General features: G+C 66.9%; 35 protein-coding genes. 13 read left to right on the top strand and 22 right to left on the bottom strand.

Annotated features, from left to right (window positions below):
* Positions 1 to 32: 32 nt before the first annotated feature.
* The 17 genes from KXD97_RS20015 to KXD97_RS19935 all read right to left on the bottom strand — a co-directional run bounded on the left by KXD97_RS20015 (position 33) and on the right by KXD97_RS19935 (position 11,653).
* Positions 33 to 377 (bottom strand): hypothetical protein, encoded by a 345-nt coding sequence (locus KXD97_RS20015; protein ID WP_260751863.1) that lies wholly within the window; start codon positions 375 to 377, stop codon positions 33 to 35.
* Positions 374 to 691: a hypothetical protein gene (locus KXD97_RS20010; RefSeq protein ID WP_260751861.1), complete on the bottom strand. Its 318-nt coding sequence runs from the start codon at positions 689 to 691 to the stop codon at positions 374 to 376. Before KXD97_RS20010 ends, KXD97_RS20015 begins: the two co-directional genes overlap by 4 nt.
* Positions 692 to 1,537, bottom strand: coding sequence for a phage major capsid protein (locus KXD97_RS20005; protein WP_260751859.1), 846 nt, complete (start codon positions 1,535 to 1,537; stop codon positions 692 to 694).
* A gap of 132 nt (positions 1,538 to 1,669) precedes the next feature.
* Positions 1,670 to 1,987, bottom strand: a complete 318-nt coding sequence (locus KXD97_RS20000) for a hypothetical protein (protein ID WP_313901314.1) — start codon at positions 1,985 to 1,987, stop codon at positions 1,670 to 1,672.
* Positions 1,988 to 2,096: 109 nt separating this feature from the next.
* Positions 2,097 to 2,720 (bottom strand): hypothetical protein, encoded by a 624-nt coding sequence (locus KXD97_RS19995; RefSeq protein WP_099962974.1) that lies wholly within the window; start codon positions 2,718 to 2,720, stop codon positions 2,097 to 2,099.
* Positions 2,717 to 4,033 carry a phage portal protein gene (locus KXD97_RS19990; RefSeq protein ID WP_260751855.1) on the bottom strand — a complete coding sequence of 439 codons (1,317 nt, stop codon included), beginning with the start codon at positions 4,031 to 4,033 and terminating at the stop codon, positions 2,717 to 2,719. The genes KXD97_RS19995 and KXD97_RS19990 overlap by 4 nt, the downstream gene beginning before the upstream one ends.
* On the bottom strand, positions 4,030 to 5,493 hold the full coding sequence (locus tag KXD97_RS19985) for a terminase large subunit domain-containing protein (RefSeq protein ID WP_260751854.1): 1,464 nt from the start codon (positions 5,491 to 5,493) through the stop codon (positions 4,030 to 4,032). The genes KXD97_RS19990 and KXD97_RS19985 overlap by 4 nt, the downstream gene beginning before the upstream one ends.
* Positions 5,490 to 5,864: a hypothetical protein gene (locus tag KXD97_RS19980; RefSeq protein WP_260751853.1), complete on the bottom strand. Its 375-nt coding sequence runs from the start codon at positions 5,862 to 5,864 to the stop codon at positions 5,490 to 5,492. The genes KXD97_RS19985 and KXD97_RS19980 overlap by 4 nt, the downstream gene beginning before the upstream one ends.
* The gene (locus KXD97_RS19975) at positions 5,861 to 6,127 is read right to left on the bottom strand and encodes a hypothetical protein (protein WP_260751852.1); all 267 of its coding nucleotides are present in this window, start codon (positions 6,125 to 6,127) and stop codon (positions 5,861 to 5,863) included. The genes KXD97_RS19980 and KXD97_RS19975 overlap by 4 nt, the downstream gene beginning before the upstream one ends.
* Positions 6,124 to 6,327: a hypothetical protein gene (locus tag KXD97_RS19970; protein ID WP_260751851.1), complete on the bottom strand. Its 204-nt coding sequence runs from the start codon at positions 6,325 to 6,327 to the stop codon at positions 6,124 to 6,126. The genes KXD97_RS19975 and KXD97_RS19970 overlap by 4 nt, the downstream gene beginning before the upstream one ends.
* The gene (locus KXD97_RS19965) at positions 6,324 to 6,545 is read right to left on the bottom strand and encodes a hypothetical protein (protein WP_260751850.1); all 222 of its coding nucleotides are present in this window, start codon (positions 6,543 to 6,545) and stop codon (positions 6,324 to 6,326) included. Before KXD97_RS19965 ends, KXD97_RS19970 begins: the two co-directional genes overlap by 4 nt.
* Positions 6,538 to 7,749, bottom strand: a complete 1,212-nt coding sequence (locus KXD97_RS19960) for an AAA family ATPase (protein WP_260751849.1) — start codon at positions 7,747 to 7,749, stop codon at positions 6,538 to 6,540. The genes KXD97_RS19965 and KXD97_RS19960 overlap by 8 nt, the downstream gene beginning before the upstream one ends.
* Positions 7,746 to 8,033 (bottom strand): hypothetical protein, encoded by a 288-nt coding sequence (locus KXD97_RS19955; protein WP_260751848.1) that lies wholly within the window; start codon positions 8,031 to 8,033, stop codon positions 7,746 to 7,748. Before KXD97_RS19955 ends, KXD97_RS19960 begins: the two co-directional genes overlap by 4 nt.
* Positions 8,030 to 8,374 (bottom strand): hypothetical protein, encoded by a 345-nt coding sequence (locus KXD97_RS19950; RefSeq protein WP_260751845.1) that lies wholly within the window; start codon positions 8,372 to 8,374, stop codon positions 8,030 to 8,032. The genes KXD97_RS19955 and KXD97_RS19950 overlap by 4 nt, the downstream gene beginning before the upstream one ends.
* 30 nt (positions 8,375 to 8,404) lie before the next feature.
* A complete protein-coding gene (locus KXD97_RS19945) occupies positions 8,405 to 8,587 on the bottom strand; it encodes a helix-turn-helix domain-containing protein (protein ID WP_260751844.1) in 183 nt (60 codons plus the stop codon).
* Between the two features lie 434 nt (positions 8,588 to 9,021).
* Positions 9,022 to 10,170, bottom strand: a complete 1,149-nt coding sequence (locus KXD97_RS19940; RefSeq protein ID WP_260751842.1) for a site-specific integrase — start codon at positions 10,168 to 10,170, stop codon at positions 9,022 to 9,024.
* A gap of 289 nt (positions 10,171 to 10,459) precedes the next feature.
* The gene (locus KXD97_RS19935; RefSeq protein ID WP_260751841.1) at positions 10,460 to 11,653 is read right to left on the bottom strand and encodes an ISL3 family transposase; all 1,194 of its coding nucleotides are present in this window, start codon (positions 11,651 to 11,653) and stop codon (positions 10,460 to 10,462) included.
* Positions 11,654 to 11,869: 216 nt separating this feature from the next.
* Here KXD97_RS19935 and KXD97_RS19930 point away from each other — a divergent pair, with 216 nt between their 5' ends.
* Positions 11,870 to 12,163, top strand: a complete 294-nt coding sequence (locus KXD97_RS19930) for a hypothetical protein (RefSeq protein ID WP_260758075.1) — start codon at positions 11,870 to 11,872, stop codon at positions 12,161 to 12,163.
* A gap of 272 nt (positions 12,164 to 12,435) precedes the next feature.
* A complete protein-coding gene (locus KXD97_RS19925; RefSeq protein ID WP_260751840.1) occupies positions 12,436 to 12,858 on the top strand; it encodes a hypothetical protein in 423 nt (140 codons plus the stop codon).
* 40 nt (positions 12,859 to 12,898) lie between these two features.
* On the opposite strand, the gene KXD97_RS19920 is transcribed toward KXD97_RS19925, so the two are convergent.
* Complete coding sequence (locus KXD97_RS19920; RefSeq protein ID WP_396884465.1) at positions 12,899 to 13,216, bottom strand: helix-turn-helix transcriptional regulator; 318 nt, start codon at positions 13,214 to 13,216, stop codon at positions 12,899 to 12,901.
* Positions 13,217 to 13,330: 114 nt separating this feature from the next.
* Between KXD97_RS19920 and KXD97_RS19915 the strand changes: the two genes are divergently transcribed.
* Genes KXD97_RS19915 through KXD97_RS19885 form a run of 7 tightly spaced genes read left to right on the top strand, consistent with a single transcriptional unit; the run spans position 13,331 to position 17,217 of the window.
* On the top strand, positions 13,331 to 13,810 hold the full coding sequence (locus KXD97_RS19915) for an SRPBCC family protein (RefSeq protein ID WP_260751838.1): 480 nt from the start codon (positions 13,331 to 13,333) through the stop codon (positions 13,808 to 13,810).
* A gap of 49 nt (positions 13,811 to 13,859) precedes the next feature.
* Positions 13,860 to 14,582 (top strand): Clp protease N-terminal domain-containing protein, encoded by a 723-nt coding sequence (locus KXD97_RS19910; protein ID WP_260751837.1) that lies wholly within the window; start codon positions 13,860 to 13,862, stop codon positions 14,580 to 14,582.
* A 35-nt stretch (positions 14,583 to 14,617) separates the two neighbouring features.
* A complete protein-coding gene (locus KXD97_RS19905) occupies positions 14,618 to 15,100 on the top strand; it encodes an RNA polymerase sigma factor (RefSeq protein WP_260751836.1) in 483 nt (160 codons plus the stop codon).
* Positions 15,097 to 15,699 carry a methylated-DNA--[protein]-cysteine S-methyltransferase gene (locus KXD97_RS19900; protein ID WP_260751835.1) on the top strand — a complete coding sequence of 201 codons (603 nt, stop codon included), beginning with the start codon at positions 15,097 to 15,099 and terminating at the stop codon, positions 15,697 to 15,699. The genes KXD97_RS19905 and KXD97_RS19900 overlap by 4 nt, the downstream gene beginning before the upstream one ends.
* 28 nt (positions 15,700 to 15,727) lie before the next feature.
* Positions 15,728 to 16,153 (top strand): PPOX class F420-dependent oxidoreductase, encoded by a 426-nt coding sequence (locus tag KXD97_RS19895; protein WP_260751834.1) that lies wholly within the window; start codon positions 15,728 to 15,730, stop codon positions 16,151 to 16,153.
* Positions 16,154 to 16,201: 48 nt separating this feature from the next.
* On the top strand, positions 16,202 to 16,696 hold the full coding sequence (locus KXD97_RS19890; RefSeq protein WP_260751833.1) for a hypothetical protein: 495 nt from the start codon (positions 16,202 to 16,204) through the stop codon (positions 16,694 to 16,696).
* Positions 16,681 to 17,217 (top strand): GNAT family N-acetyltransferase, encoded by a 537-nt coding sequence (locus tag KXD97_RS19885; protein WP_260751831.1) that lies wholly within the window; start codon positions 16,681 to 16,683, stop codon positions 17,215 to 17,217. Before KXD97_RS19890 ends, KXD97_RS19885 begins: the two co-directional genes overlap by 16 nt.
* On the opposite strand, the gene zapE is transcribed toward KXD97_RS19885, so the two are convergent.
* Complete coding sequence (zapE, locus tag KXD97_RS19880) at positions 17,193 to 18,230, bottom strand: cell division protein ZapE (RefSeq protein WP_260751830.1); 1,038 nt, start codon at positions 18,228 to 18,230, stop codon at positions 17,193 to 17,195. The genes KXD97_RS19885 and zapE overlap by 25 nt on opposite strands.
* Before the next feature lie 34 nt (positions 18,231 to 18,264).
* Between zapE and KXD97_RS19875 the strand changes: the two genes are divergently transcribed.
* Genes KXD97_RS19875 through msrB form a run of 4 tightly spaced genes read left to right on the top strand, consistent with a single transcriptional unit; the run spans position 18,265 to position 22,398 of the window.
* The gene (locus tag KXD97_RS19875; RefSeq protein ID WP_260751822.1) at positions 18,265 to 19,053 is read left to right on the top strand and encodes a pyrimidine reductase family protein; all 789 of its coding nucleotides are present in this window, start codon (positions 18,265 to 18,267) and stop codon (positions 19,051 to 19,053) included.
* 54 nt (positions 19,054 to 19,107) lie between these two features.
* Positions 19,108 to 20,667, top strand: a complete 1,560-nt coding sequence (locus KXD97_RS19870; RefSeq protein ID WP_260751821.1) for an alpha/beta hydrolase — start codon at positions 19,108 to 19,110, stop codon at positions 20,665 to 20,667.
* Positions 20,668 to 20,702: 35 nt separating this feature from the next.
* The gene (gene aftC / locus KXD97_RS19865) at positions 20,703 to 21,968 is read left to right on the top strand and encodes an arabinofuranan 3-O-arabinosyltransferase (protein ID WP_260751820.1); all 1,266 of its coding nucleotides are present in this window, start codon (positions 20,703 to 20,705) and stop codon (positions 21,966 to 21,968) included.
* A 10-nt stretch (positions 21,969 to 21,978) separates the two neighbouring features.
* Entirely contained in the window at positions 21,979 to 22,398 is a 420-nt protein-coding gene (msrB, locus tag KXD97_RS19860) for a peptide-methionine (R)-S-oxide reductase MsrB (protein ID WP_260751814.1), read from the top strand.
* Positions 22,399 to 22,436: 38 nt separating this feature from the next.
* On the opposite strand, the gene hemQ is transcribed toward msrB, so the two are convergent.
* Genes hemQ through hemE form a run of 3 tightly spaced genes read right to left on the bottom strand, consistent with a single transcriptional unit; the run spans position 22,437 to position 25,615 of the window.
* Entirely contained in the window at positions 22,437 to 23,141 is a 705-nt protein-coding gene (gene hemQ, locus KXD97_RS19855; RefSeq protein WP_260751813.1) for a hydrogen peroxide-dependent heme synthase, read from the bottom strand.
* A gap of 39 nt (positions 23,142 to 23,180) precedes the next feature.
* Complete coding sequence (locus KXD97_RS19850; RefSeq protein ID WP_260751812.1) at positions 23,181 to 24,554, bottom strand: protoporphyrinogen oxidase; 1,374 nt, start codon at positions 24,552 to 24,554, stop codon at positions 23,181 to 23,183.
* Positions 24,551 to 25,615 (bottom strand): uroporphyrinogen decarboxylase, encoded by a 1,065-nt coding sequence (gene hemE, locus KXD97_RS19845; protein ID WP_260751810.1) that lies wholly within the window; start codon positions 25,613 to 25,615, stop codon positions 24,551 to 24,553. The genes KXD97_RS19850 and hemE overlap by 4 nt, the downstream gene beginning before the upstream one ends.
* Positions 25,616 to 25,671: the final 56 nt, after the last annotated feature.

Genomic DNA, 25,671 nt, shown 5'->3' with positions numbered 1-25,671 from the left:
CCCAGACAAGGGCCGGGGCGCACTGCTGTCCATCAGCCGGTCACCCGTTTGAGTTGCACGACCTTACCGGGGGCGTACCGGTGGGGGCCGTGGGTCCAGTCCAGCGGCCACCCAACGACCTCGTACTGGCCATCCGGGAGGTCCACAACATCGGCGGGCTGTCCGGCGACCGACGGTGGCACAAAAAGGTCGATGTCGTGGATGACGCGACCTATCTCGGGTTCGGTGGATTGCGGTGTCGCCCAGCCGATGACGGCGGTCGGTGTGCCCGGTTCGTCGAGCGAGGGAAGGTACTCGATGACGGGGTTGCCTTCGCCGTCTACGGCTCCGGTGTCGACGGTGTGCCATCCGACCGTGTGACGGGCCGGGAGGGTCATAGCGCCGTCTTTCTGTAGCGGTTCAACACGAACAGTTCCGCGAGTGTCCAGCCTTGGAATGCGCCCCGGACGCTGCGGGTGAAGGGTCCGGCGGTGTCGTCGTGTGCCAGCCCTGACGGGTTGGACACCATGCGGGCCGCTGCGGCGACGATCACCGCGTCAAGCTCGTCGTTCGACTCCCAACCGGCTCCACCACGGACGTAGGCCCGCAGCATCGTGGAGACAACCGGGATGGCCTGCTCGGCGGTGGCCAGGGTGGCGGCGTTCTCTGGTTGTCCGAGGAACGCCGCCACCTGTTCAGCCTCTACGGCCACTTAGCTGCCGCCCTCGGTGAGGTAGATGACACCTTCGGGGTGCAGGAGGCCGAGGTCGTAACGGCACTGGACCCGGAGGCCGACCATTCCGTACTCGGCGTACCGCTCGGTGAGCACCTTGACTGAGGGTGCGATGTCGCGGGCGATGGCCACCTGCGACATGTCGGCCAGGATGGCATCCCCCGGTGCCAGCTTGTTCGTCACCTGGACGGAGATTCCGAAAAGTCGGTAGGTGGCGTCCTTGGTCAGGTCGGACTCCAGCACGTACTTCTTCGAGCCGGTCGCTTCCTTCACCTTCCGAAGGGCAACGAAATCGGCACCGTTGAGGAACCACCGATTCGGGGTCACCTCGGCGGCCACGGCCAGGCCGATGGCGTCCAGCATGGAATCCGGGTCCGTGGGGTCCCACACGTGGGTCTGGACGTCGGGCTGGTTGATGATGCCGGTGATGGTGTCCGATGCTCCGGTGCCCTTCAGCAGAGCGTTGTCCAGGGCGTCCGAAACATCCTTGACGAGACGGGCTTTCAACACCGCGTCAATGCCGATGACGGACTGTCGCACCAACTCATCGGTGTACTTCAGAATGGTTTTAATGCTCTTACGCTCGGTCGGCATCAGGACCAACTCGTCGAAGTCGACGTCGGCGTCGTCCGGGATGAGCCCACCTTCACCGACGAACGTCGGGGTGGAGCCGGAGACGAGCTTCGGGATGCGGAGAACGCCGGAGGTGTCGAAGATGCGGGGGCCGCTGGAGAGAACGACGGAGGCGGCTTCGAGGGGCTGAACGAGCAGGCTGGATACCTGGTCGGCAAGCAGCTCCGGATTGGCGGCAGTGGTTTCAGTCATGGGAGTCCTTGCGTGACAGGGGGTCGCGTTTCAAACGCAACCCTCAAGAGGGTTCGGGGAGACCCATCGCCGCCAGGACGCTGTAGGGGCCGGCCACCAGGACCGACCCCTACAGGATACCCCCTGAGGGTATTAGCCGGTACCCCGCAATATCGCGGCCAGGTCCACGGTTCCCGCCGAGGGGTTGTGTCCCTGCCCGATGTCGCCGGACGCGCGACGGGCCGCCAAATGCGGTTTGCGGTTGAGCAGTTCGGTGATGGCGTCCGCCATTTTGTTGGCGTCGACAAGATGGTCCTCGATGTACGGCAGGTCGGTGGGGTCGGCCAACCTGCCAGTGGCCCGTACTAATTCGGTGTGCAGTCGTTCGGCGTACGTGTCGGCCTGCTGTGCGCGCTGCCGGTACTTGCCGTTTTCCTGCCGCAGTTGTTCGACGTAGGCAAGTGGGAACATCTCGGGGTCCGATTCCAAATCGGACCCTTCGAGGTTTCCCGATTCCAAATCGGGTTCGTCTCCCGTTTCCTGCGATTGCAAGGGAAGGTCGTCGGGGGTGTCCGTGTCTTCAGCTTGCTCGGGCATTTCTCTCCAATCTTCTGGTGTATCCGGTGGATTTGATGTTGTCGGCCAGCACGATTCGGGGCTGGCAGTTGCAGCCCTTATGGCGTTGGAAAGGGTGGGCTTTCGGCCACACGCGGCTGTCCCGGGACCACCACTCACAGAGCTGACACCTGCCGGCCTCCATCTGCCGGACCCATCCCTCGACTAGGGGTTGTTGCTGCATCGCCTGCCACGTCCCGTTCTGGGCGGCCTCGAACGTCTCCGACCGCGCCAGTCGGTCCAGGCGCGTGACGGTGGGGTCGGGTTCCAGATTTGAGAGTGACGCGCTGTCACGCTCAGCGAGGACGGTGCTGACGGCCTTCGTGAGCCGGTCGGCGTCGTCGGTCGGCGGAACGCCGGTCGCTAACGCGGCTGCGCCGGTCCGTTCCTCAATCTGTGCGACCAGCCACACATCCCCCAAAGCCACGGCCGCCGAGGTGGCTTGGTTGATGGCGGCGACGATGAGCGGCACGACGTCCTGCTCGGGAAGCTCCCCGGCAAGATAGGCGGCGTACAGCATCAGGACGTGACGTTGCACCGTGGCGGCCAGGGTTTCGGTTTCGGACTGGAAGTCCTCGACGGCGGTCACGCCGACCTCGGCAGGGCTTGCAGATTCACGCCTACCGTGTCGAGTGCTTCGGTGCGTCGGGCGATACGGATAGCCTCAATCTCGCTGTCGCTGTAGCCGAGTCGTTGCAGGGCGTAGGAGGCGGGCAGCAGACCGGCGGCGAACATTTTGGTCACCGCGTCCGCCTCCTGGGCGACACTTCGGGTGGACGCGTCAGCCCACTTCACCCGGACATCGACGTTGAGCGGGTCCACCCCGTCCCGGACAGCCACGATGAGGCGTGCCACGTCCTCGAATGCGCGTCCGAACTGCTTCTGGCGGGCCTCGGCTCTTGCGGTGAGCGACGCTTCACTGGCGCGCAGCGCGTCAGCGCTGGCCGGCTGATTGTTCATCACGCCGAGGTAATGCATCGGCATCGCCGACGTGGCAGACACCATTCCCAGCACAATGTCTACGGCGTTGGTGAAGCCTCCGAGGTCCGCGCCGTCCAATTGCCCGAATTTCGTGTTTTCGGATTCAGAAACCATCATCCGCATGCCTTCGTCGATAGGATTCACTGGTTCGGTTTCGCCGGTGTCGTTGCCGTCGTCGTCGAGGATGGGTCGTTCGTCCAGTTCCAAACCGGTAGCCCATCGGCGGCTACGCGCCGAATACTCCGACGCCACAGCCAAATCCGCCAGCAGCTTGTTAAGCAGGTCTGCGACAGGCTTCAAATCCTCTATCTCAGAAACCCCCTCGTCGAGGATGCGGTCAGAGTTCAACAGCCTGACGACCGGCGGCACACCCAACGGGTTGCTGATGGACTCCACAGCATGAAACCCGTTCGTGGTCGCCCCGGTGGCGTTGGCCCGGTACCGGACAATCTCGTCCGGCCCGTAAAGCACGGCTTCGGTCGTTGTGGCTGTCTCCCAACGCTTCAGGGTGTGCGTGATGCGTCTCGTGCCTGCGTCGCGCAGGCATGACATCTGCTTGGCTGACTCGACACTGACCTGTGGTCGGCCGTAACGGTCCACCCACACAAGCACATACGCCGAACCCAGCAGCAGGGCTTCGCGGATGGCCACTGCGGACAGCTCGTCCATGTCGTTGCGCTGCCAGTCGTCGAACACGTCGACACCGTCGAATCCGACCACGCGGAGCCGTTCGGCCAAACTCGTGACCGCGAGGCGGGGGAGGTTCGCAGCCATCCGGCCGAACCTGTCCCCCAACGCTGTCTTCGCCTCCGGGGACAAGAACGTCAACGGCTGCGTCGCGGTGTAATAGCGTTCCAAGTCCGCATATTTCGCGGCGGGCTCGTCGACCTTCTGCAACAGCGTGGTAAGTAAATCGTTCATCTGAAACCTACTGCTCTCTTTCGGGGTTTGTTGATGTGATGGAACGAGGCGCGGTCAAACGCCACAATGCCTGCGACAGCCGCATCTATCTTTCGGGGCGACCCCCGCTTGTCCTTACTGACGAGGTCACCCATCGGGGTCGGCTTCGCCACGCAATGCGCGATGTGAGCCGCCAACCGTTGGTCACCGTCGTGGGTAAGAGATTTGGTGGCCACCGCCTGATACATGCGGTCCGTGGCCGGGGCCATACGGGCGGCGTGAGCGGTGTTCCATTCCACGACGCGTTTCTCACCGTGCCGCTTCGCCCATCCCTCGATCTCGGAGCGCCAGCCCCACGGGTCGGCAGCCAACTCGACCACCTTGTACTTGTCGAACGCCATCGCCACCGCCAGGTCGACGTCCTCCCGGGGTACACGCCAGCGTTCATCGCCGGGGTTCTCCCACAACCCCTCGACCCACAGGTGAGGTTTCTCCCCCACCGTGCAGCCGACCAGCGCTGTAGAGTCGCCCGACGCTGAACCGTCGAACGCCAGCACGACACGCTCCCCCGTGGGCTGCGTGGTCCTATCGCCTACGCAGGCATCCCACGCACCGAACGGCAGCCACGCCTCGATACCGGTCACCCACTGCCCTAGCCGCAACTGCCGGAAGACGGGTTCGCGGATGGTGCGCCGCGCCGCCTCCATCCCGTCCTCGGACAAGAACGGCTTCTCACACGCCAACGCCGGGTTCGCAATCCGCCATGCCTCACGGTCGGTGGTGTCGCAGCCCTCCGGGGCCATGTACTCCCGCAGCGTGAAGGCCGGGTCGTCTGCGTCGCGCCCATGCTGCACGAGCCGCCACATCACCGAATCCGGTGACGCGGCGGGCGTCGATATGGCCAACGTCAGCGACTCGGGCCGCTTGCCGGTGACCGACGTGACCGCCTCCCACACGTCCTCGGTGACGACGTGCAACTCGTCCACGATGAGCAGCGAGGGGTCGTGCCCGTGCAGCGCACCCGGTTCGGCCGGCAGCGGCAGCAGCATGGAGTCGTTGTGGGGCACCAGAATGCGGTCCGCGTAGATGTGCGCCCGGTCCGCCAACTTCGGGTTGAGCTCAATCATCCGTCTGGCCATTCGGAGGGTGATAGCGGCCTGCCTCTGGTCGCTGGCGACGACCAACACCTCCGCCGACGCGTCACCGACGAACAGCTCCGCTACGGCCAGCATGGCCGCGAGAGCGGTCTTGCCATTAGCCCTCGGAATCGACACCAGAGCGGTGCGGATACCCTCGGCGAACGCAGCTTCCACGATGTCGGTCTGGAAGTCGCGGAGCCGCACCGGCTTCCCCGCGCCCACACCCTTCGGCACCACCAAGTAGTCAGCGATGAACTTAAGCCGACGAGCAGCGCGTTCCTCCGGGTAGCGGCTGAAGCGCAAGGGAGCGGCCTGAATCGCGCCCTTCGCCCCGGACTTCACGCGGTCTCACTCTCAAACTTTGCCTTGCCCACGGGTCGGCTATCGGTCGGTTTGACCTCCACGGGGGTGGGTCGTGCGCGGCCTCGCTCGCGGTTGTGGGCTCCGCAGACGACGTCGATGTCTTGCAGGCGGATGGGCAGTCCGGCGTCCTTCCGTCGCCACGCTTCTGGGCTGTGGTCGGCTTGCAGGTCGGTGGTGCCGTTGCACACGCTGCAGAAGGGCTGAAGGCGTCGGGCTCGTCGGCTGAGCTTGGTCCATTGCCAGTCGTAGCCGCGTGCGGTGGCGCTGCTCTTGTCGGGTGGTTTGCAGTCGGTGCAGTAGGTGCCGGTTGGGGTGAGGTCGCCGCAGCTGAGGCAAGGTCTGGCTGTCACGATTCCTCCTGTTGAGCGAGGGCCGCGAGTTGGTCGTAGGTGGCCTTGTACTCCTCGGTGGTGAAGTTGGCGATGTTCTGCAAGATCGCGTAGATGATCTGGAGGTGGTTGGCGTTGAGGCCGACTACGAACTTGCCGAGGTCGGTGGCGAGGGTGAGCAGGATGGCGATGCCGCCATCGCTTGGGATGAGGCCGACTCGCAGGCCGTCGTCTTCGAGATGCAGTCTGATGAAGTCGTTGAGGTCGATGAAGGGGTCGGTCATTTCTTCTTGGGTCCTGTCACCCGGGGGTCGAGCAGTGCCTCGACGGCGTCGACGTGTGGGCATTCGGGGAAGGTGAGTTCGTCGCAGGTGCAGGACCAGTCGTCTTTGGGGTCCCAGCGGACGGCGTAGTCGTCGGCGATGGCGAGGACGGTGGGGTGTTGTGCGCGGCTGCCGAGGACTCGGAGGAATCGGATTTTCATGGTGTGCTCCTACTCGTTTCGATGGTGTCGATGATTGCGTTGGCAAAGTTGATGGCTTGGTTTTCGGTCAGGGTGATGCCGCCGAAGCTGACCATTTCCCTGTCGCGGTGGATGGCGGGTATTGCGTCTGCGGGTCGGCAGGCGATGCACAACGCCGTGACCGATGTTGTCTTTGCTTTTCGGCAGTCGCGGCAGAGGCGGGATTTTCGTTTAGCCATTCGGTTCCTCATCGGCCATTGCCATTAGTTCATCGAGGGTGTGGTCGATTGTTTCGGAACAGTCGTCGCAGTAAGTCGACTCGTTCCATGTAGGTGCGGTGTCAGGGTTTGCAATTACGCACTCACAGACAGCACATAAAGGTGTCTGAAGTGTCTTTTGTGTCTGAATGTCGATTGGATGAACCGTCGTTTCAGACAGTTCAGACACTTCAGACACACATACAGGGGTGTAGAAGCCCCTGGTGGGTCTGTCAATGCGTCCTTTGGAGTGGAGTCGCCGTAGATATGTGCCTGCATCGTTGTTGTTGATGCCCAGATGTTCGGCGACTGCTTCGGGTGTGACCCCGGACGGATGCTCGTTGACGTAGGCGAGAACCTTGAGCGCGTTATCACCGAGATTGCGACTCTCTTTGCGGCTCTCGGCTTCAGCAGCGGCTTCGGCCAGTCCGTTGCCTGACAGGGTCCAGGCTCCCTCGGCGGTGGAGAAGGCGTACTCCCCTTCGGGTGCGTCCCGTCCGGTGACTTGGAGGGTGGCGTCGTTGCTGTTGCGTTGGCGCCGCAGGACCAGCACGTAGTCGGCGGACCCGGCTAGGCCGAGGGTGCCGGACAGGTCGTCTACGAAATCGTCACTGGACGCTTTGCGGGTGTGGTGGACGGAGAGGAGTGCGCTGCCGGGGAAGGCGTCGACCACGTTCTTGAGGGCGACGCCGGCCTGGTAGTCGGCGAGGTAGGCGTCGTCGCCGCGTCGGCGTTGCTGGCGTGCCCGACCGAGGGTGTCGAGGACGATCAGACCGCCGGGGTGGGTTTGCAGCCATGTGGTGATGGTGGGGATGAGCAGTCCGGGCTGCACCGAGGTCAGGATGTGCAGCCGGTGGGGTGGAATGTCGCTTCCCCACACTGCGCGGATTCGGCTTTGGAGGCGGCGTTGGGAGTCCTCCAGCGCCAGGAGCAGCACGTCGCGTTGCTCGACGGGGATTTTCCCGAACGCTCGGCCGCCAGCGGAGACGGCGAGGGCGAGGTTCAGTGTCCACCAACTCTTTCCGAGTTTCGGTGGTCCGGCGACGATGCCGAACCCTTCGATGACGATGCCGTGGACGAACTGGACGAGGTCGGGGAAGACTTCGTGGTGCAGTTCGGCGGCGGTGATGATCTGGGCGAGGAGGTTGGGTTCCTCGGTTGACGGGTCGTCGTAGACCGCTGTCACATGCCCTCCTCGACTGGAATGACGACGGCGTTGCGGTCACGTGCTGCCCAGAAGGAAAGCGCACTGAGGATGTCGTTTTCTCCGGTGGCGGCAGCGGCTTCCCGTGCGCGGCGACGGCCCGCCTGTAGCCAGGTTTGGGGGAAGACGGTTCCGGCGGCGGTGCTGTGCTCTTTGGAGAACTTGGTGATGTCTTCGGTGTCGACGCCGAAAAGCAGGCTGAGGGCGTCTGCGGACAGCATCGGTTCGCCGTCGATCGTTTCGATGAGGATGGTGTGTTCGGTCATGCTGCGGGGGTCTCCCAAAGTTCGGCGATTTGCATGGCGATGCGCTGGTCGTGGCCGCCGCGTTTCCACATGGCGCGCATCGCGTGAAGGTTTGGCGTGGGGGCCAGCCCGTTGGCCAACAGGTGTTGGGCGGTGGCCTTGTAGCCGTCGATGTACTGCTCGGTGATGCGGTCGGCGCGGCGGTGGGTCCAGGGGTCCGAGGTGGTGCAGCACTCCAGTCGGGGCAGGCGGCGCGCGGCTTCCCGGCGGCGTTTCAGACCGGCGATATACTCGGAGCAGTTGTTGGTTTCGCTGATGGTGGCCTCGTTGGTGGCGGGGCCACTTTCTTTTTCTGAATTCATTGTTTTCTTTCTTCTGGTCTTTACCGCCTTTCAGCCGGCCTCCAGAAATCGGGCGAGTTCGGTGGAGTCAATTCGCAGGAGTTTGGGGCCGACGCGGTGGGCCTTGATGAGGCCTTGGGCGATGTAATTGCGGACGGTCCGGTCGGTGACTCCGAGGAAAGCGGCGGCCTCCCGCAGGTTCAACGGCCGACTGGCAGTTGGTGCGTTTTTCATGAAATGGACGGTAGGACCGGACGCCGACAAACGGTAGTTGACAAAACCCCGCCCGATGTAAATGTCTTTAACCAAAAGCCACCGCTTTCACAGTGATTCCTTATGTTTCAAAGTTTCACGTGGAACTTCGTTATCGAATCGTTATAACCCTTTGGTTAATCGGCATGGCCGGCTGATCGAATTTCGATGAATTCACGCGGCGTGTCACGCCAGCGCCCGGGCGTGTCGAGCAGGGCGTTCTTTACACAGATGGGGATACCGCAGCGCAGCACCGAGGTGGTGTTGAAGTCATCAGGGCGTTGAGGTCGGTCGCGTGCTTGACGACGCCTGGCCGCATCTTCACGTTCACGTACATCTCGACCTGCGCCCTTTCGACGTTGGTCGACCTCGGCGACAGGCTTGCTGTTTACGTAGCCGCCGATGGGGTGCCTTGTTTAGCGGGGCGTCGGCGCGGCGGTCGATTCGGCAACGATTTCGGCCATGCGGTGCGCGATTTGTTGGTCGCGACCCTGGGCGGCGTGCTGGTAGCGCATGGCGGCTTGCGGGGTGGAGTGGCCGAGGCGGGCCATGAGTTCGGCCAGTGTTGCACCGGACTGCGCGGCGAGGACGGCACCGGAGTGCCGCAAGTCGTGCCATCGCAAGTCTTCTCGCTTCGCCGCGGTACGGGCCTTATAGAAGTGGCGGTAAAGAGTGGACGGCTGGAGGTGCCCACCACTGGCGGCGGGGAACAACAGCGCGTCCTTGCCGCTGTCCACATGACGTTTCAGATGCTCGGTGAGGGCGGGAATGATGTTCGGGGGAATCGCCACGTCGCGGGCGCCGGCATCGCTTTTGGGTTGTCCAACTGTCCATCCCCCGTCGACGCGAACGGCTGCGCGCCGCACCATGACGACGCCGCTGTCGATGTCGATGTCCTTGCGGCGCAGCTCGACCAGTTCGCCGAACCGTAGAGCGGTCCAGGAGCCGAGGAGCACCATCGCCTGTAGCCGCTCGGGCATGGAGGCGGTGAGAGTGGCCAACTGTCCGACCGTCAGCGGTTTGGGTCTAATCCTGCGTTCGGCGGTACCTGCGCCCCGGACCTGACAGGGGTTGGAGTCGAGGAGTTTGTCGTCTACGGCTGTGCCCAGGATGGCGCGCAGCAGGGAGTAGGAGTGCGCCCGGATGGTGGGGGTGTCGGGATCGAGGCGGCGATACCAGCGGTCGACGGCTTCGCGGGTGAGGCTGTCGATGGGCTTGCCCTTGAAGGTCGGGGTGATGTGTTGGGCGAGGAGTTTCTTGTAGTGCGCTTTGGTGCGCGGCTTAAGCGGTCTGCCTCGCACCATCCGCGATTCCACCCATTGCTCGGCGTACACCTCGAAAGCGGTCGCTGCCTTCTTCGCTTTCTTCGGCTTCTCCCCCGGCGGTGACCACAGTTCTCGGTCGATCTCGCGGCGGCGGTCGGTGAGCCAGGCTTCGGCGTCGACCTTCTGGGCGAATGTGGAGTCGGCTTTGTAGAGCCGGTTGTCGGGGCCGAGGTAGGCGGCCTGGTAGCGACCGGATGGGAGTTTCCTGATTCGGCCGAACGACCTGCGATCACGCGTCACTGTCTGCCGCCTCCCGTGCCGCCGTCGTGCAATAAATATGCAACAACAGTAGACATTAGATTCCGATCATTCCGCTTGCTTCCGCGTGTTTCCGTGGGTACTGTGTGCCATATCAGCAGGTAAATGGCCTGTTGGTGCAGTTCAGAGACACGACCGGATGCTATTCACAATACTGGTTCAATCCCAGTATCGCGCACCACGTTCAGCAACAGGCCCGGGCTCGTCCCGGGCCTTTTTCGTTCCCCGGTCCGACTGCCCTCCACCACATTTCGAACATATGAGCGGCTCCTCAGGTTCTCGTGGGTAGCTGGGGGTGGAGTCCGCCGCGGCAGAGGTAGATCATTGAGGCCAGTGTTTGGGCGGAGTGGTGGCCGTATCCGCGGGCGTTGATCAGCCTGGTCGTGGCGTTGATTCCTTCGAGTAGGGCGTTGGATATGCCGAGTTCGATGGCGGCGAGGATCGGCTCGAAGTAGGCCTGAAAGCGTTTGCCGAGCGAGATGAAGACAGGAATGCGGGATCGTTTGGCCGCGGTGATCCAGGCTTTAAGAAGTTGCCGGGCTTGACCGGGTGGATGGTCGTAGCGGTAGAGATCTCGGACCTGTTCTTTCAGTGCCCAGGCCCGTCCGATATGGCGGTTGGTCTTGGCGATGTGGTTGACCAGGTCGCGTTTGGACTCGCTGAGTTTGTCCTCACCAGTGCGCAGCGCCCAACGGCCGGCTTTCCAGTCCGCGGTGCTCATCATGGCGCGGCCGGGGCCGGTGGCCGCGCCGTCATAGACGCGATCGAGAGCTCGGTTGACCCACTGCATCAGGTGGAAGCCGTCGTAGCAGATGACAGCGTCTGGCAGATGCTCGGCGGTGGTGCTGGTGTAAACGCTGGAGAAGTCCATGCTTACTGCCTCGATGCGATCGAGAATTGAATCTGGTTGGCTGGTATAGAAATTGGCTAGTGATTCCTTGCTTCGTCCGGGCTGGATGTCGATGACGGTGCCGGTGTCGTGATCGCCGATGATGGTCAGGTAGCGGTGCGGGTGGCGGTAGCAGACTTCGTCGACACCGATGCGGTAGAGGGTGTCGAGTCGGCGTTGATCGAGGAGTTCGGCGACGCCGCGGTTGATGATGGCGGTGACGGTTTCCCAGGCGCAGCGCATCAGCGTGGCCACCGATGTGCGGTCGGTGCGTTGGGCCAGCCACAGCACCGTGTCTTCGAAGTCGCGGGTGTGGCGGGCACCGGGCCGCGCCCACGGCAGCTCCTCGGTGATCACGCCGCACTCGGGGCAGTCCAGGCGGCGGATCTCGTAGACCAGCCATAGCCGACGATGGGCCAGATCGAGGTGGCGCCAGCGTCGGCGGCGCCGGTCGTAGACCGACCGGAGGCGTTTGCCGCACGGGCAGCTCAGCAGGCGTGCGGTGGGCCGCAGCACCACTTCGACATCTCGGTCGCCGATGCTGACTTCGGTGACGGTGGCTCCGGGAATGGCCAAGAGACGGTTAAATGCAGTACTGACGCGCACGCGAGTCGTCCTAAAGGTTGCGGTTGGTGTGGTAACCCCGAAAACCTAAAGGCCCGACCGCGTGCGCGTCGCCCGTTTCACAGCCGACTCGCCGAACCTCTTACACACCAACCAAAATCGCCGCTGAGCAGCACAAAAGCGCCCACTAGAACACTAGGGGCGCCACATATGATCGAAGGCGTGGCGATGCAGAAAATCGGGCATGGCGGTCAACCTCTCCGCCCGGTCTTCCGGCGCGTCCACCCCCCACGACCCGTCCTGGTCGACCTGGTCGCACTGTTCCCTCGCGAACCGCACTGCGAGGGTCGCTACCACCCGAACGGCCTGCAGATGGATTCGATCGTCGAGGGCCAGCTCAAGTGCTGGGGCCTCAGCGAGCAGGGCCGGTGGTGGGGACTGGTCACCTACCCCATCAAGCACGGCAGCGAGAAGGATCCGGTGACGCACTGGGTGCCGGCGTCGGTGCTGCGACTCAGATAGCAGAGGACAAGTCGAACTCACCGGTGTCGCCGGCTGAGTTTTCGAAGCAGAGACCTAACTGTCTATTAGGTCTCTCTCAGGTTCGGGCCATAGCTTCGTCAGTGTTCGGTTGATTCAACCGTCAAGACGAACCCGATACGCTCGGCCCGCCACCAACCCCCCGGGTGGCGGGCCGAGATCGTCGTCAGGACCGAAACCTCACAGCGCCCCCGCCCCACCCGCTAATCTCGCGGTACGCCGGTACGGTTTTTCTGACGACCCAGGGGTGGAACATGATCCGCGAAACACTCGCAGCAGCCGCGCTCGGTGCTGCGGTCTTCGGCACCGCGCCGGCCGCCTCGGCGGAGCCGGGGCCGATGTATCCCGACAAGCCGGGCCGCTACGACACCGACGTACCGGGCATGGTCTACGACGCGCACCTCACCGCCCCGTGCACCAACATGGACCGCTTCACGTTCGGACGCGGCCCGGGCGGCGAAGCGTTGCAGTGCCGGTGGATTCCGAACCAGTGGCCGCCGATCTACACCGGTTTCTGGCAGATCAGCTACGAACTTGTCGGGGTCCGCGACATCGGCAGCCCCTGCCCCAAGCGGCAATCCGCCGCCCAGGCCCCCGACGGCCGCCCCCTGGTCTGCATGGGCACCCAGGGGTGGCAGGCCGGCAAGTTCAACGGGGTCGGCTTCACGCCGATGTGATCCCGATGGTGCCCTCCGCGCGTCTCCGCGGAGGCGGCCGTCACGACGAGCGCAGCGTGCGACTCGGCTCGATGCCGAACACCTCTTTATAAGCGCTACTGAACCGTCCGGGGTGGCTGAACCCGCACCGCCCCGCGATCGAGGTCACCGTGTCGTAGGCCGGATCGGCGGACTTCAGTTCGCGGTGCGCCCGCTCCAGCCTGATCCGCCTGAGGTATTCGAGCGGCGTGGTCGCCATGTGCTCGCGGAACGCGTATTGGATGGCCCGCGGCGTGACATCGGCCGCGGCGGCGATATCGCGAATCGTGATGTCGTACTGCGCGTTCTCGTGAATGAAGTCCAACGCCCGGCGCAGCATCCGAGGCTCTGTCGAAGATTTCTCGTTGGCCCTCATGGTGATCTCGGGTTCCCGGCTTGTACGCGGTGCGAAACACGAGAGTGACCCGTACCACTGGCATGGCACCATCGAGCGATGACCGATCGCATCGAGGTTTCCCGCACCATCGCCGCGCCCGCCGCCGACATATTCGCCGTCCTGTGCGATCCGCAGGGCCATGTCGCCATCGACGCCACCGGGATGCTGCAGGACGCCGACGGCGAGCCCGTCCGCGGCGCCGGGGACGCCTTCGTCGTGCACATGGACCGCGAGGCGCTCAACGACTATCCCGAACTGGGCCGCTACGACGTGACGGTGCGAATCACCGACTACGAGCAGGACCGATTGATCGCATGGACCATCCTGGGCCGGCTCAAACCGCAGATCGGCCACGTCTACGGCTACCGCCTGGAGCCCGCCGAGCAGGGCACGCTGGTCACCTCGTTCTACGACTGGTCCGACATTCACCAGCAGTGGCGGGACGCCGGCATCTTCCCGGTGGTGTCCGAGCTCGCTCTGCGCGCAACCCTGGGCATCCTCGACCGCACCGTGCGCCGCGGCTATCCGCGCCGCTGATCGTCAACAACGGGTTGACGACAACGGTTCGTCAACCTACGGTTGACGCATGAGTGATGCCGCGAAGATCAGCCACCCCGTCCGTCTCGACGACCTCATCGACGTGATCACCCGGGTGCACGACGAGCCGCTTGACCAACTCACCGATGCGGTTCTGGCCGCCGAGGCCCTCGGCGAGGTGGCCGATCACCTGATCGGGCATTTCGTCGACCAGGCGCGTCGCTCAGGCGCGTCGTGGACCGAGATCGGCAGATGCATGGGCGTCACCAAACAGGCCGCGCAGAAACGGTTCGTCCCCCGGACCCCCACCGACACCGGCGCGCTGGACCCCAACGCCGGCTTCAGCCGGTTCACCGACCGCGCCCGCGCCGTGATCGTCGAGGCGCAGAACAGGGCGCACGCCGCCGGCAATCCGGAGATCCTGCCCGCACACCTGATCCTCGGCCTGTTCGCCGATCCGACCGGGCTGGCGGCGCGCCTGCTCGCCGGCCAGGGCGTCGACGTCGCCGTGGCCGCCGGACGTGTCACGCTGCCACCGGCAGTGGCCGACGTCCCGGCGCTGATCCCGTTCGACACCCGCGCCAAGAAAGCCCTCGAGCTGACCTTCCGGCAGGCACTGCGGCTGGGGCACAACTACGTCGGGACCGAGCACCTGCTGCTGGCCCTGTACGAAGAGGAGGACGACGACGGCGTGCTGCACGGCCTCGGCGTCGACTGGAACCGGTTCGAGCGCGAGCTCCGCGACGCGCTGGAGGCGTTCTCCGCGCAGTGATCTCACATCCGCGCCCGACGCGGCGTCTACATGATGTGAAGGTGCGACCGTTCGAAGAGATCGTGGCCCGCCACGGCGCCACCGTGTTGCGGGTGTGCCGAGCGGTCGTCGGCCCGGACGACGCCGAGGACGCCTGGTCCGAGACGTTCCTGTCGGCGCTGCGGGCCTACCCCGGCCTGCCTGAGGACGCCAACGTCGAGGCCTGGCTGGTCACCATCGCGCACCGGCGCGCTGTCGATGCCGGGCGGGCCCGCAACCGACGCGCCGTGCCCGTCGCCGCGCTGCCCGAGCGCGCCGACGTCACGGCCGACCCGGCACGCCGCGACGGGGATCTGTGGGCGGCGTTGCAGCGTCTCCCCGACAAGCAGCGGCACGCGGTGGCCTACCACCACATCGCCGGACTGCCGTTCAGCGAGATCGCCACCATCCTCGGCAACAGTCCCGCCGCGGCCCGCCGCGCCGCCGCCGACGGCATCCGGAACCTGCGGGCGCACTACCGAGAGGACGAAACCCCATGATCGCCACCATGTTCGACCTATCAGCCCCAGACGACGGCGACACGCTGACCCGCCTGCACCGCAGCCTGGCCTCGGCGGCCGATGCCGACGGAATCCTCGACCTCGCCTACCGCACGGTCGACTCCCCCGTCGGCACCCTGCTGCTGGCGGCCACCCCGGCCGGGCTGGTCAGGGTCGCGTTCGACGTCGAGATCCACGACGCGGTGCTGGCCAGGCTCGCCGAGACGCTGAGCCCGCGCATCCTGCACGCCCCGGCCCGGCTGGATCCCGTCGCCCGCCAGCTCGACGAGTACTTCGGCAAGCGGCGCACCAGCTTCGACCTTCCGGTGGACCTGCGCCTGACCGGCGGGTTCCGCCGCGACGTCATCGAGCATCTGCGCAAAATCGGATACGGGCACCGAGAAAGTTATGCCCAGGTCGCCGCCGCCGTCGGCAACCCTCGCGCCGTCCGCGCGGTCGGCACCGCCTGCGCCCGTAACCCCCTGCCCGTGGTCATCCCCTGCCACCGCGTGGTGCGTTCGGACGGTGGTGGCACCGGACAGTACGTCGGCGGCGCCCGCGCCAAGACCGCGCTGCTGGCAATGGAAACCACGGAATGAACGGCACCGCACCCGCGTAGAACGTGGCATGAAACTCAACGACGCCGCCCGCGAGCTCATCGGCAACGGCGCAGACGCAACGCTGGTCACCCTGAACCCCGACGGCAGCCCGCAGATCACCCTCGTCTGGGTCGCCCTGCAGTCCACCCCGGACGGCGACGAACTCGTCACCGCGCACCTCGCCGAGCATCAGAAGGTCCGCAACGTGCGACGCGATCCCCGGGTGGCGCTCACGATCCTCTCGCCCGAGGGTGTCGGAAAAGCGATGCGCCCCTACCTGGCGATCACCGGGACCGCCCGGGTGGTCGAAGGTGGCGCACCCGAACTGTTGGAGCAACTGGCCCAGACGCTGTCCGCCCCGGACTCGGGCTTCCCGCCACCGGACGCACCGCCCGGATACCTGACCAGAATCCGCATCGACAAGATCGGCGGCGTCGGCCCCTGGGCGTCCTGACGGGCAAGACCATCCAGTGCCCGGCGCCGGTGTGCGATCATGCCAAGCATGCGTCGCTGGCTCGTACTCCTGCTCGCCACCCTGGCGGCCCTGGGCGGTGTCGCCGCACCGACGGCGTCGGCGGCCGACATTCCGATCGGGCGTCTCGGTGAGACGCTGCGCGTCGAATACGAAGGCCTGGTCGCCGACGTATCGGTGAACAACATCCTGCCGTCGCCCCCGCCGCCCGGCTTCGGCTATCCGCCGCGCGCGCCGCGCTACCAGGTCTACCGGGCCGACATCACCGTCACCCCGATCCAGATGCCGACGCCGTACGCGATGGCGATCACGTTCTCGTTCCGCGGCGTCACCCCGACCGGCGACGCCTACGAGTCACGCAACAGCGACGCCCCTGACGCGCTGCAGCACATGATGCAAAGCGCCGTGGCGGGCCGGCCGTTCACCGGCGGAGTCTGGTGGGACTGCTACCGCGACCTGGTGTCCAACGTCGTGCTGCTGGACAAGATCACCGGATTCCGCCTGGCCCAATGGAACGTCGGCTGAGAGTCGAGCCCGCCGGCACCGATCGCGTCGCCGAACTCGCCGACGTCGCCGCGCGCACCTTCCCGCTGGCATGCCCGCCCTCGGCGGAACCCGGCGACATCGCGGCGTTCATCACCGAGAACCTGTCCCCCGAGCGGTTCACCGAGTACCTCGCCGACCCGCACCGAGCGGTTCTCACCGCCGTCGAGGAGGGTCGGATTCTCGGCTACGCCATGATGATCCGCGGCGTGCCCGACGACCCCGACGTCGCGGAGGCGGTCACCGCCCACCCCACGGTGGAGCTGTCCAAGATGTACGTGCTGCCCGAGGTTCACGGCGCGGGCACCGCCGCCGCGCTGATGACCGCGGCGCTGCGGCACGCGGACACGCTCGGCGCGGCGTCCGTGTGGCTCGGGGTGAACCAGCGCAACGAACGCGCACAGCGCTTCTACGCCAAGCACGGCTTCGCCGTCGCGGGCACTAAGCGGTTCCGTCTCGGCGCCCATTGGGAGCAGGACTACGTGATGGTGCGGCCGGCCTGACCGGCCGCGGTCAGCGCCAGCAGGCGGGACGTGGCCCGCAGGTATTTCTTCCGGAAGCCGCCCGCGAGCATCTCGTCGCTGAAGATGGTGTCGAGCTTGGTGCCCGACGCGACAACCGGGATGCCCGCGTCGTAGAGGCGGTCGGTCAGCGACACCAGCCGCAGCGCCACGTTCTGGTCGTCGATCGGGTGCACCCCGGTGATGAACACCGCCGCCACGCCTTCGATCAACGTCAGGTACCGGGACGGGTGCATCGTGGCCAGGTGTGCGCACAGCGCGTCGAAGTCGTCGAGCGTCGCGCCCGACACCTCCGCGGCCCGCTCGGCCACCTCGGCGTCGGTCCGCGGCTCGGGCGCCGGCGGCAGATCGCGGTGCCGGTAGTCCGGGCCCTCGATCCGCACGGTGGTGAACATCGCTGCCAGCGTGTGGATCTCGCGCAGGAAATCCTGCGCCGCGAAGCGCCCCTCCCCGAGCTGCTCGGGCAGCGTGTTCGACGTCGCGGCAACCGACACGCCGCGCTCGACAAGCGCGGACAGCAGCCGCGAGATCAGCGTGGTGTTGCCAGGGTCGTCGAGCTCGAACTCGTCGATGCACACCAGCACGTAGTCGGAGAGCAGGTCGATGCACTCGATGAAACCGAACACCCCGGCCAACTGTGTTAACTCACCGAACGTCGCGAACGCCTTCTGGCCGGACACCGCGTAGTAGGACGAGGCCAGCAGGTGGGTCTTGCCGACGCCGAACCCACCGTCGAGGTACACCCCGACCCCGGGCAACACCTCCCGCTTGCCGAACAGCTTCTTCTTGCCGGCGCGCCGCTGCTCGGCCTGCTCGCAGAACTGCCGGCAGGTCTGCACCGCCGCGGCCTGCGTCGGTTCGGCTGGATCGGGGCGGTAGCTGTCGAAGCTCACGTCGGCGAATGTGGGCGGCGGGATCAGCTGAGCGATCAGACGTTCCGGTGTGACGCTGGGCTGCCGATCTACCAGATGTGCGACATCACTGGACCCGTGCATGCACGCACCCTATCGGCGTGCTGTGATTCTTCGTATGTCCGGCGACGCTGACGGGACGCAGTTCACACTGTTGGGCCGCGTGGGGGAACTCGGTCCGGCCGATCTCGCAGCGCGCTACACCTACCCCGACGGGCTGCGGTCCTGCTGGGTGCGCGCCAACATGATCGCCTCCGCCGACGGCGGCGCGACCAGCGGCGGTAAATCCGGCGAGCTCGGCGGTGCCGGGGACCGCGCGCTGTTCGCGGCGCTGCGCGAACACGCCGACGTCATCCTGGTGGGGGCGTCCACGGTGCGGGTGGAGAACTACTCGGGCGCGCAGCTCGGCGCCGCCGCGCGCCTCGAGCGGCAGCGCAGGGGTCAGTCGGAGGTGCCGCCGATCGCTGTCCTCACCCGCTCCGGGCAGCTCGACCATGACCTCAAGCTCTTCCACCGCACCGAGGTGACGCCGCTGATCCTGACGACCTCCGACGCACTCGACGACACCCGCCGGCGACTGGGCCGGCTCGCCGAGGTGCTCGACGCCTCCGGCGCCGACCCGCGATCGGTGGACCTGCGCACCGCGCTGCAGATGCTTGCCGAGCGCGGTCTGCTGCGGGTGCTCACCGAAGGCGGTCCGGCCATCCTCGGCATGTTCACCGAGGCGGACCTGCTCGACGAACTGTGCCTGACGGTCGCGCCGGTGCTCGTCGGCGGCGAGGCGAACCGGATCGTCACCGGCCCCGGCGAGGTGCACAGCGACATGGAACTGCTGCACGCGCTCACCGACGACCGCGGTTATCTGTACCTGCGCTACATCCGCGACCGGCTCGGCCGCGGCAGCTAGATTCGCGGCTCGGCCGCGGCAGCTAGATACCCGCCGGTCAGTACTGTGGTGCCCATGCGTCGTCTGGTGCCGGCTGTCGTGCTGTCGATGGCCGTCGTGCTCCCGCTGGCGGCCTGCTCCCCCGGCCTGGCCGCCAACCCCCGCTTCGCGACCGACTCCGGCGCCGGCCCCCAGGGTGAGCCGCAAACCAGCGACCAACCCGCCGGACCGCCCGCCGTCGAGGCTCCGAAGAACGACCTCTCCTGGCGGGACTGCACCTCGCGGGTGTTCGCCGCCGCGGCCGTGGAAGCGCTGCCGGGGGTGAAGCTCGACTGCGCCAGCTACGACGCGGACCTGGATCCGATCAACGGCGCCACCGGCACCGTGAGCATCGGCGTGGTGCGCGCGACGTCCGTGCAGACCCCCGCCGACGCCGGCCCGCTCGTGATGACCACAGGCTCGGACGTGCCGTCATCGGTGCAGCTGCCGGTATGGCTGTCCCGGGCGGGCGCCGACGTCCTCGCGAGCCACCCGATCGTGTCGGTGGACCGCCGCGGCATCGGCATGTCCGGGGCGCTGGACTGCCGCGACCTGTTCGACCGGCAGGAGATGTTCGAGCAGGCCCAGTTCCAGGCCGGCGACGATCCCGTCGCCAACCTGGCAGCGATCACCATGACCGCGACGACCAGCTGCACCGACACCATCGCCCCGGGTGACTCGGCCTACGACAACGCGCATGCCGCCGAGGACATCGAACGGCTGCGCACCACCTGGGACGTGCCCGCACTGGCCCTGCTCGGCATCGGCAACGGCGCCCAGGTGGCGCTGGCCTACGCGGGGTCGCATCCGAACAAGGTCGCCCGCCTGCTGCTGGACTCGCCGCTGCCGCTGGGAATCTCGGCTGAAGCCGCGACCGAACAGCGGGTCAAGGGCGAACAGGCCGCGCTCGACGCGTGGGCCACCCAGTGCCTGGCCACCAACTGTCCGGCCGGGCCCGATCCGTTGGGTGCGGTCGACGCGCTGCTCGCCGACGCGCGCGCGGGCCGCGGACCCGGCGGGGCGTCGGTGGCCGCGGTCGCCCACGCCATCTCGACCGCGCTGGGCTACCCGCGCGCCGGCCGCGTCGACGCGGGCAACGAGCTCGCACTGGCCGTCGCCGACGCCCGCAACGGCGACACCAACCGATTCAACAACCTCATCAACCAGGCCGAGACCCTGCGCCAGACCGACGGACAGTTCGTCAACACCTGCAGCGACGCACTGAACCGGCCCACCCCCGATCGGGTCCGGGAACTCGTGGTCGCGTGGGGCAAGATGTATCCGCAGTTCGGCACCGTGGGTGCGTTGGACATGGTCAAGTGCCTCAACTGGCCCAGCGGCAGCGCCCCGAAAGAGCCCAGCGGCCTGGAGATCCCGACCCTGCTGCTGGGCGTGCAGAACGACCCGATCGTCGGCAACGAAGGCGTCGCGGCCGTGGCCGCCACCGCCATCAACGCCGGCTCGGCGAACCGGCGGGTGATGTGGCAGGGCATCGGACACGGCGCGACGATCTACTCGCCCTGCGCCCTGCCCCCCGCGATCGAATACCTCAAGACCGGTCAGCTTCCGTCCACCGACACGTACTGCCCGGCCTGACGGTTCCCTGGGAACCCTGCGGTACGGTGCGGGGCGTGCGCGATCTTGTTCTGACGGTTTTCCGGCCTCGCACGACACCTCCCACCACGGCGTCGGTGCTGCGATCCATCCTGTGGCCGTTGGCCATCATGGCGGTGATCCACCGCAGCTACGTGCTCGTCTTCAACCGCTACATCACCGACGACTTCGCGCCCGTCTACCGGGCTGTCATCAACTTCAAGTTCGGCTGGGACATCTACAACGAGCACTTCGACCACGTCGACCCGCACTACCTCTATCCCCCGGGCGGCACGCTGATCATCGCGCCGTTCGGCTATTTGCCCGAGGTCGCGTCGCGCAACTGGTTCATCTTCTTCAATACCGTCGCGATCATCCTGGCCGGCTATTTCCTTCTGCGGCTGTTCAACTACACGCTGTCCTCGGTGGCGGCGCCGGCGCTGCTGCTGGCGATGTTCTGCACCGAAAGCGTCACCAACACACTGGTGTTCGGCAACATCAACGGCGTCATCCTGCTGCTGGAGGTGCTGTTCTTCCGGTGGCTGCTGGACGGCAACCGCAGCCACGAATGGTGGGCCGGGGTAGCCATCGGCCTGACCCTGGTGGTCAAACCGCTGATCGCGCCGCTGCTGCTGCTGCCGCTGCTGAACCGGCAGTGGCGGGCGCTGGTGACCGCGTTCCTGGTGCCGGTCGCGTTCAACCTCGCGGCCTGGCCGCTGATCAGCGACCCGATGAACTTCGTTACCCGCACGGTGCCGTACATCCTGTCCACCCGCGACTACTTCAACAGCTCCATCCTGGGCAACGGCATCTACTACGGCCTGCCGATGTGGCTGATCATGGCGCTGCGGGTCACGTTTGTGGTGCTCGGCGTGATCGCGCTGTGGCTGCTGTACCGCTACTACCGAACCCGCGATCCGTTCTTCTGGATGCTGACCTCGTCCGGAGTGCTGCTGGTGACCTCCTGGCTGGTGCTGTCGCTGGGGCAGGGCTACTACTCGATCGTGCTGTTCCCGTTCCTGATGACCGTGGTGCTGCCCAATTCGGTGATCCGCAACTGGGTGGCCTGGCTGGCTGCGTACGGGTTCCTGACCATGGACCGCTGGCTGCTGTGGCAGCTTCCGTCGACCGGGCGCGCACTGGAATACCTGAAGATCACCTTCGGCTGGTCGCTGATGGCGGTGGTGATCTTCTCCGTGCTGTTGTTCCGCTACCTCGACGCCAAACGGGACGGCCGCCTCGACGAGGGCATCGATCCGCCGTGGATGAAGCAGCTGGCCCCGGCGGTCAAGTCGTCCGAGTAGCCTGAAACCCATGACAGGTCCCAAGCTCGAACTCACCGACGACCAATGGCGCGAACGGCTGACGCCGCAGGAGTTCGCGGTGCTGCGGCGGGCCGGTACCGAGCGTCCGTTCACCGGTGAGTACACCGACACCAAGACCGAGGGTGTATACCAGTGCCGCGCCTGCGGCGCCGAATTGTTCCGCAGCACCGAGAAGTTCGAGTCGCACTGCGGCTGGCCGTCGTTCTTCGACCCGGCCGATTCTGACGCGGTGATCCTGCGGCGCGACGACTCGCTGGGCATGCGCCGGGTCGAGGTGCTGTGCGCCAACTGCCACAGTCACCTGGGCCACGTCTTCGAGGGTGAGGGCTACCCGACCCCGACCGATCAGCGCTACTGCATCAACTCGATCTCGCTGCGGCTGGTGCCGACGGAGTCACAGCAGTCCTGACACCTGGGCCGTCGTGACGGCGATGGCCGGCTGCCGCATCAGGGCAGCGCGGCCACCAGCTGCTCGACCGACACCCGCGGGCCGGTGAAGAACGGCGTCTCCTCGCGCACGTGACGGCGCGCGTCCGTGGCCCGCAGATCCCGCATCAGGTCGACGATGCGGTGCAGTTCCGGCGCCTCGAACGCCAGCAGCCATTCGTAGTCGCCGAGCGCGAACGCCGGCACCGTGTTTGCGCGCACGTCCTTGTAGCCGCGCGCGGCCATCCCGTGCTCGGCGAGCATGCGGCGACGCTCGTCGTCGGGAAGCAGGTACCACTCCAGGGACCGCACGAACGGGTAGACGCAGATGTAGGCGCCGGGCTCCTCGCCGGCCAGAAACGCCGGGATGTGGCTCTTGTTGAACTCGGCCGGCCGGTGCAGCGCCACGTTGCTCCACACCGGGGCGGACGCCCGGCCCAGCGCGGTGGTGCGCCGCAAATCCGAGTAGGTCTTCTGCAGAGCCTCGACGGTCGGCGCGTGGGTCCACATCATGAAATCGGCGTCCGCGCGCATCCCGGCGACGTCGTAGAGGCCGCGCACGACCACTCCCGAATCCTCCTGCCGTTTCAGGAAGGTCGCGGTCTCGTCGACGACGGCTGCCCGGGCGTCATCCGCGGTGTCGAGCACACCCGGTTTCACCGCGAACACCGAGAACATCAGGTAGCGGATCGTCGAGTTCAGTTCGTCGTAATCGAGCTTGGCCATGCGCCTATCGTGCCACGCACACGGCTGTGATCCAGCACGTCATCGGGCGGCGGGCGCTGGGCCGACCATCAGCGCGGCCACCGCCCGGGTCGCCGCCGCGACACACGCGGGCACACCGATGCCGTCCAGGTAGGCGCCGGCGACCGCGAGCCCCCTGGGCAGCCCGGCGCGCAGCTCGGCGACCAGCGCGGCGTGCCCCGGACCGTACTGCGGCATCGCGTCGATCCAGCGGACCACGCGCGCGTCGACGGGTTCCACCGTGATGCCGAACAACGTCGTCAGATCCTGCGCCGCCCAGGTCAGCAGGTCCTCGTCGCCAGTGCTGCCCGCGAGATCATCGCCGAAGCGGCCGTAGGACAGCCGCACCATCTCCACGTTGGCCCGTCGTCCCCACTTGCGCGACGACAGCGTGACCGCCTTGGTGCGCAACCGGCCGGGGCCGGCGACGAGCACCCCGGACTGTTCGGGCAGTGGGGTGCCGCCCGGCAGCGCCAGCGCCACGACCGCCGCCGACGCCACCGGGATCCGGCGGGCCGCCGCCGCGGTCTGCGGGGCGAGGTCGGCGATCAGCGCCGGCAGCCGCGGTGCGGGCACCGCGAGCACCACGGCGTCGGCCGGCCAGCGGACGCCCTCGTCGTCGACCACCTCCCAACCGCTGCCCGCCGGGCGCACGGTGTGCGCCGCGACCTGCGCCCAGTCCAGATCCGCCTGCCGCACCAGTTCGTCGACCAGCACCTGGTAGCCGCCGTCGATGGCGCCGAACACCGAGCCGGGCTGGGGCGGCGGCAGCGCCAGCGACACCGCCTCGGTCAGATTGCGCGCCCCGCCGTCGAGGGCCGCGGCGACCGTCGGTGCGCCCGCGCGGATGCCGATGGTCGCCGCGGAGCCGGCGTACACCCCGCCCAGCAGCGGGTCGACCGAGCGGATCACGACCTGCTCGCCGAACCGGTCACCGACGAGCTCCGCCACCGACGGGTCGGCGCCCTGCCGCCAGGTGAAGGGTCGCCGCGGCTCGTCGAGCATCCACCGGATGGTGGCGTCGTCGACCAAACCGGTCAACGCGGTCGGCCGCGACGGAATGCCCTGCACGGTGTCCGCGGGCAGCTGGTGCAGCCTGCCCCCGCTGTAGATCAGCGGCCGTGCACCCGAGGTGGCGATCTGTCGGCCGGCCAGCCCGAGCTCGTTGAGCAGAGCCGGCACTTCCGGTCGACGGGCGACGAACGCCTCCGCGCCGACGTCGAGGAGTTGCCCGCCGACACGTTCGGTGCGCAGCACCCCACCCAGCCGGTCGGCGGGGTCGAGCACCGTGATCGACGCATCGGGGCCTGCGGCGACGCGCAACCGGTACGCCGCGGCCAGACCCGAGATACCGCCGCCGACGACGCAGTACCGCAGCGGAGCCGCCGCGCTCACAGCTCGTGCACCAGCGCCACGGCGTCGGTGATCACGGCGGGATCGGTGGCCGGCAGCACGCCGTGCCCAAGGTTGAACACATGCCCGACCGCGCCGGCGTCGATCGCCCGCCTGCCGTCCTCCACCACCGCGCGCACCGCACGGTCGACCACGGGCCAGCCGGCCAGCAGCAGCACCGGGTCCAGGTTGCCCTGCAGCGCAGTTCCGGGCCGCACCCGCGTCGCGGCGTCGTGCAGCGCCGTGCGCCAGTCGACGCCCACCACGGCGGGCACTCCATGACCGGTGACAGCCTCGGACATGGCGCCCAGCAGCTCGGCGGTGCCGACCCCGAAGTGCGTCATCGGCACCCCGTACCCGGCCAGCGACGCGAACACGCGCGCGCTGTGCGGCAGCACGTACGCCCGGTAGTCCGCCAGCGACAGCGTGCCCGCCCACGAATCGAACACCTGGATGGCATCCACCCCGGCCTCGACCTGGGTGCGCAGGAACGCGATCGTGACGTCGGTCAGCGCGGCCATCAACGCGTGCCATGTGTCGGTCTCGCCGAACATCATCGCCTTGGTGCGTTCGTGGTTGCGGCTCGGCCCGCCCTCGACCAGGTAGGACGCCAGAGTGAACGGCGCGCCGGCGAACCCGATCAACGGGACGTCGCCCAGCTCGGCGACCAGCTGGCCCACCGCGGTGGCCACCGGAGCCACCTGGCCCGGTTCCAGCGGGCGGATCCCGGCGACGTCGCCGGCCGTGCGGATCGGATGCGCGATCACCGGTCCGACGTCGGGGACGATGTCGAGGTCGATCCCGGCGGCCCGCAGCGGAACCACGATGTCGGAGAACAGAATGGCCGCATCGACACCATGCCTGCGCACCGGCTGCAGCGTGATCTCAGTGATCAGGTCGGCGTCGAAACAGGCCTGCATCATGGTGTTCTTGGCCCGCAGTTCCCGGTACTCGGGCAGCGACCGGCCCGCCTGTCGCATCAGCCACACCGGCACCCGGAGCGGCTTGCGACCGGCGACGGCGGCCAGGTACGGGGATTCGGGCAGCTCACGGCGCGTGTTCATCGCCCACCATGCTGCCATGCCCGCTGATGCCCGAATCGGCGCGCCATGAGCACAGA

Origin of the sequence: Mycobacterium sp. SMC-8 (genome assembly GCF_025263565.1) — a bacterium.
GTDB lineage: Bacteria > Actinomycetota > Actinomycetes > Mycobacteriales > Mycobacteriaceae > Mycobacterium.
Note: the sequence above shows the minus strand (reverse complement) of the source record. Positions and strands in the feature narration are given on the sequence as shown.

Coding starts and splice junctions, on each gene's coding strand:
- KXD97_RS19930 (WP_260758075.1), top strand. CDS start 11,870: ATGCAGAAAATCGGGCATGGCGGTCAACCTCTCCGCCCGGTCTTCCGG.
- KXD97_RS19870 (WP_260751821.1), top strand. CDS start 19,108: ATGCGTCGTCTGGTGCCGGCTGTCGTGCTGTCGATGGCCGTCGTGCTC.
- KXD97_RS20000 (WP_313901314.1), bottom strand. CDS start 1,987: ATGTTCCCACTTGCCTACGTCGAACAACTGCGGCAGGAAAACGGCAAG.
- msrB (WP_260751814.1), top strand. CDS start 21,979: ATGACAGGTCCCAAGCTCGAACTCACCGACGACCAATGGCGCGAACGG.
- KXD97_RS19875 (WP_260751822.1), top strand. CDS start 18,265: ATGTCCGGCGACGCTGACGGGACGCAGTTCACACTGTTGGGCCGCGTG.
- KXD97_RS19975 (WP_260751852.1), bottom strand. CDS start 6,127: ATGACCGACCCCTTCATCGACCTCAACGACTTCATCAGACTGCATCTC.
- KXD97_RS19955 (WP_260751848.1), bottom strand. CDS start 8,033: ATGACCGAACACACCATCCTCATCGAAACGATCGACGGCGAACCGATG.
- KXD97_RS20015 (WP_260751863.1), bottom strand. CDS start 377: ATGACCCTCCCGGCCCGTCACACGGTCGGATGGCACACCGTCGACACC.
- KXD97_RS19970 (WP_260751851.1), bottom strand. CDS start 6,327: ATGAAAATCCGATTCCTCCGAGTCCTCGGCAGCCGCGCACAACACCCC.
- KXD97_RS19915 (WP_260751838.1), top strand. CDS start 13,331: ATGACCGATCGCATCGAGGTTTCCCGCACCATCGCCGCGCCCGCCGCC.
- KXD97_RS19900 (WP_260751835.1), top strand. CDS start 15,097: ATGATCGCCACCATGTTCGACCTATCAGCCCCAGACGACGGCGACACG.
- KXD97_RS19920 (WP_396884465.1), bottom strand. CDS start 13,216: ATGCTGCGCCGGGCGTTGGACTTCATTCACGAGAACGCGCAGTACGAC.
- KXD97_RS19945 (WP_260751844.1), bottom strand. CDS start 8,587: ATGAAAAACGCACCAACTGCCAGTCGGCCGTTGAACCTGCGGGAGGCC.
- KXD97_RS19910 (WP_260751837.1), top strand. CDS start 13,860: ATGAGTGATGCCGCGAAGATCAGCCACCCCGTCCGTCTCGACGACCTC.
- KXD97_RS19925 (WP_260751840.1), top strand. CDS start 12,436: ATGATCCGCGAAACACTCGCAGCAGCCGCGCTCGGTGCTGCGGTCTTC.
- KXD97_RS19895 (WP_260751834.1), top strand. CDS start 15,728: ATGAAACTCAACGACGCCGCCCGCGAGCTCATCGGCAACGGCGCAGAC.
- KXD97_RS19890 (WP_260751833.1), top strand. CDS start 16,202: ATGCGTCGCTGGCTCGTACTCCTGCTCGCCACCCTGGCGGCCCTGGGC.
- KXD97_RS19885 (WP_260751831.1), top strand. CDS start 16,681: ATGGAACGTCGGCTGAGAGTCGAGCCCGCCGGCACCGATCGCGTCGCC.
- hemQ (WP_260751813.1), bottom strand. CDS start 23,141: ATGGCCAAGCTCGATTACGACGAACTGAACTCGACGATCCGCTACCTG.
- KXD97_RS19950 (WP_260751845.1), bottom strand. CDS start 8,374: ATGAATTCAGAAAAAGAAAGTGGCCCCGCCACCAACGAGGCCACCATC.
- KXD97_RS19990 (WP_260751855.1), bottom strand. CDS start 4,033: ATGAACGATTTACTTACCACGCTGTTGCAGAAGGTCGACGAGCCCGCC.
- hemE (WP_260751810.1), bottom strand. CDS start 25,615: ATGAACACGCGCCGTGAGCTGCCCGAATCCCCGTACCTGGCCGCCGTC.
- zapE (WP_260751830.1), bottom strand. CDS start 18,230: ATGCACGGGTCCAGTGATGTCGCACATCTGGTAGATCGGCAGCCCAGC.
- KXD97_RS20005 (WP_260751859.1), bottom strand. CDS start 1,537: ATGACTGAAACCACTGCCGCCAATCCGGAGCTGCTTGCCGACCAGGTA.
- KXD97_RS19965 (WP_260751850.1), bottom strand. CDS start 6,545: ATGGCTAAACGAAAATCCCGCCTCTGCCGCGACTGCCGAAAAGCAAAG.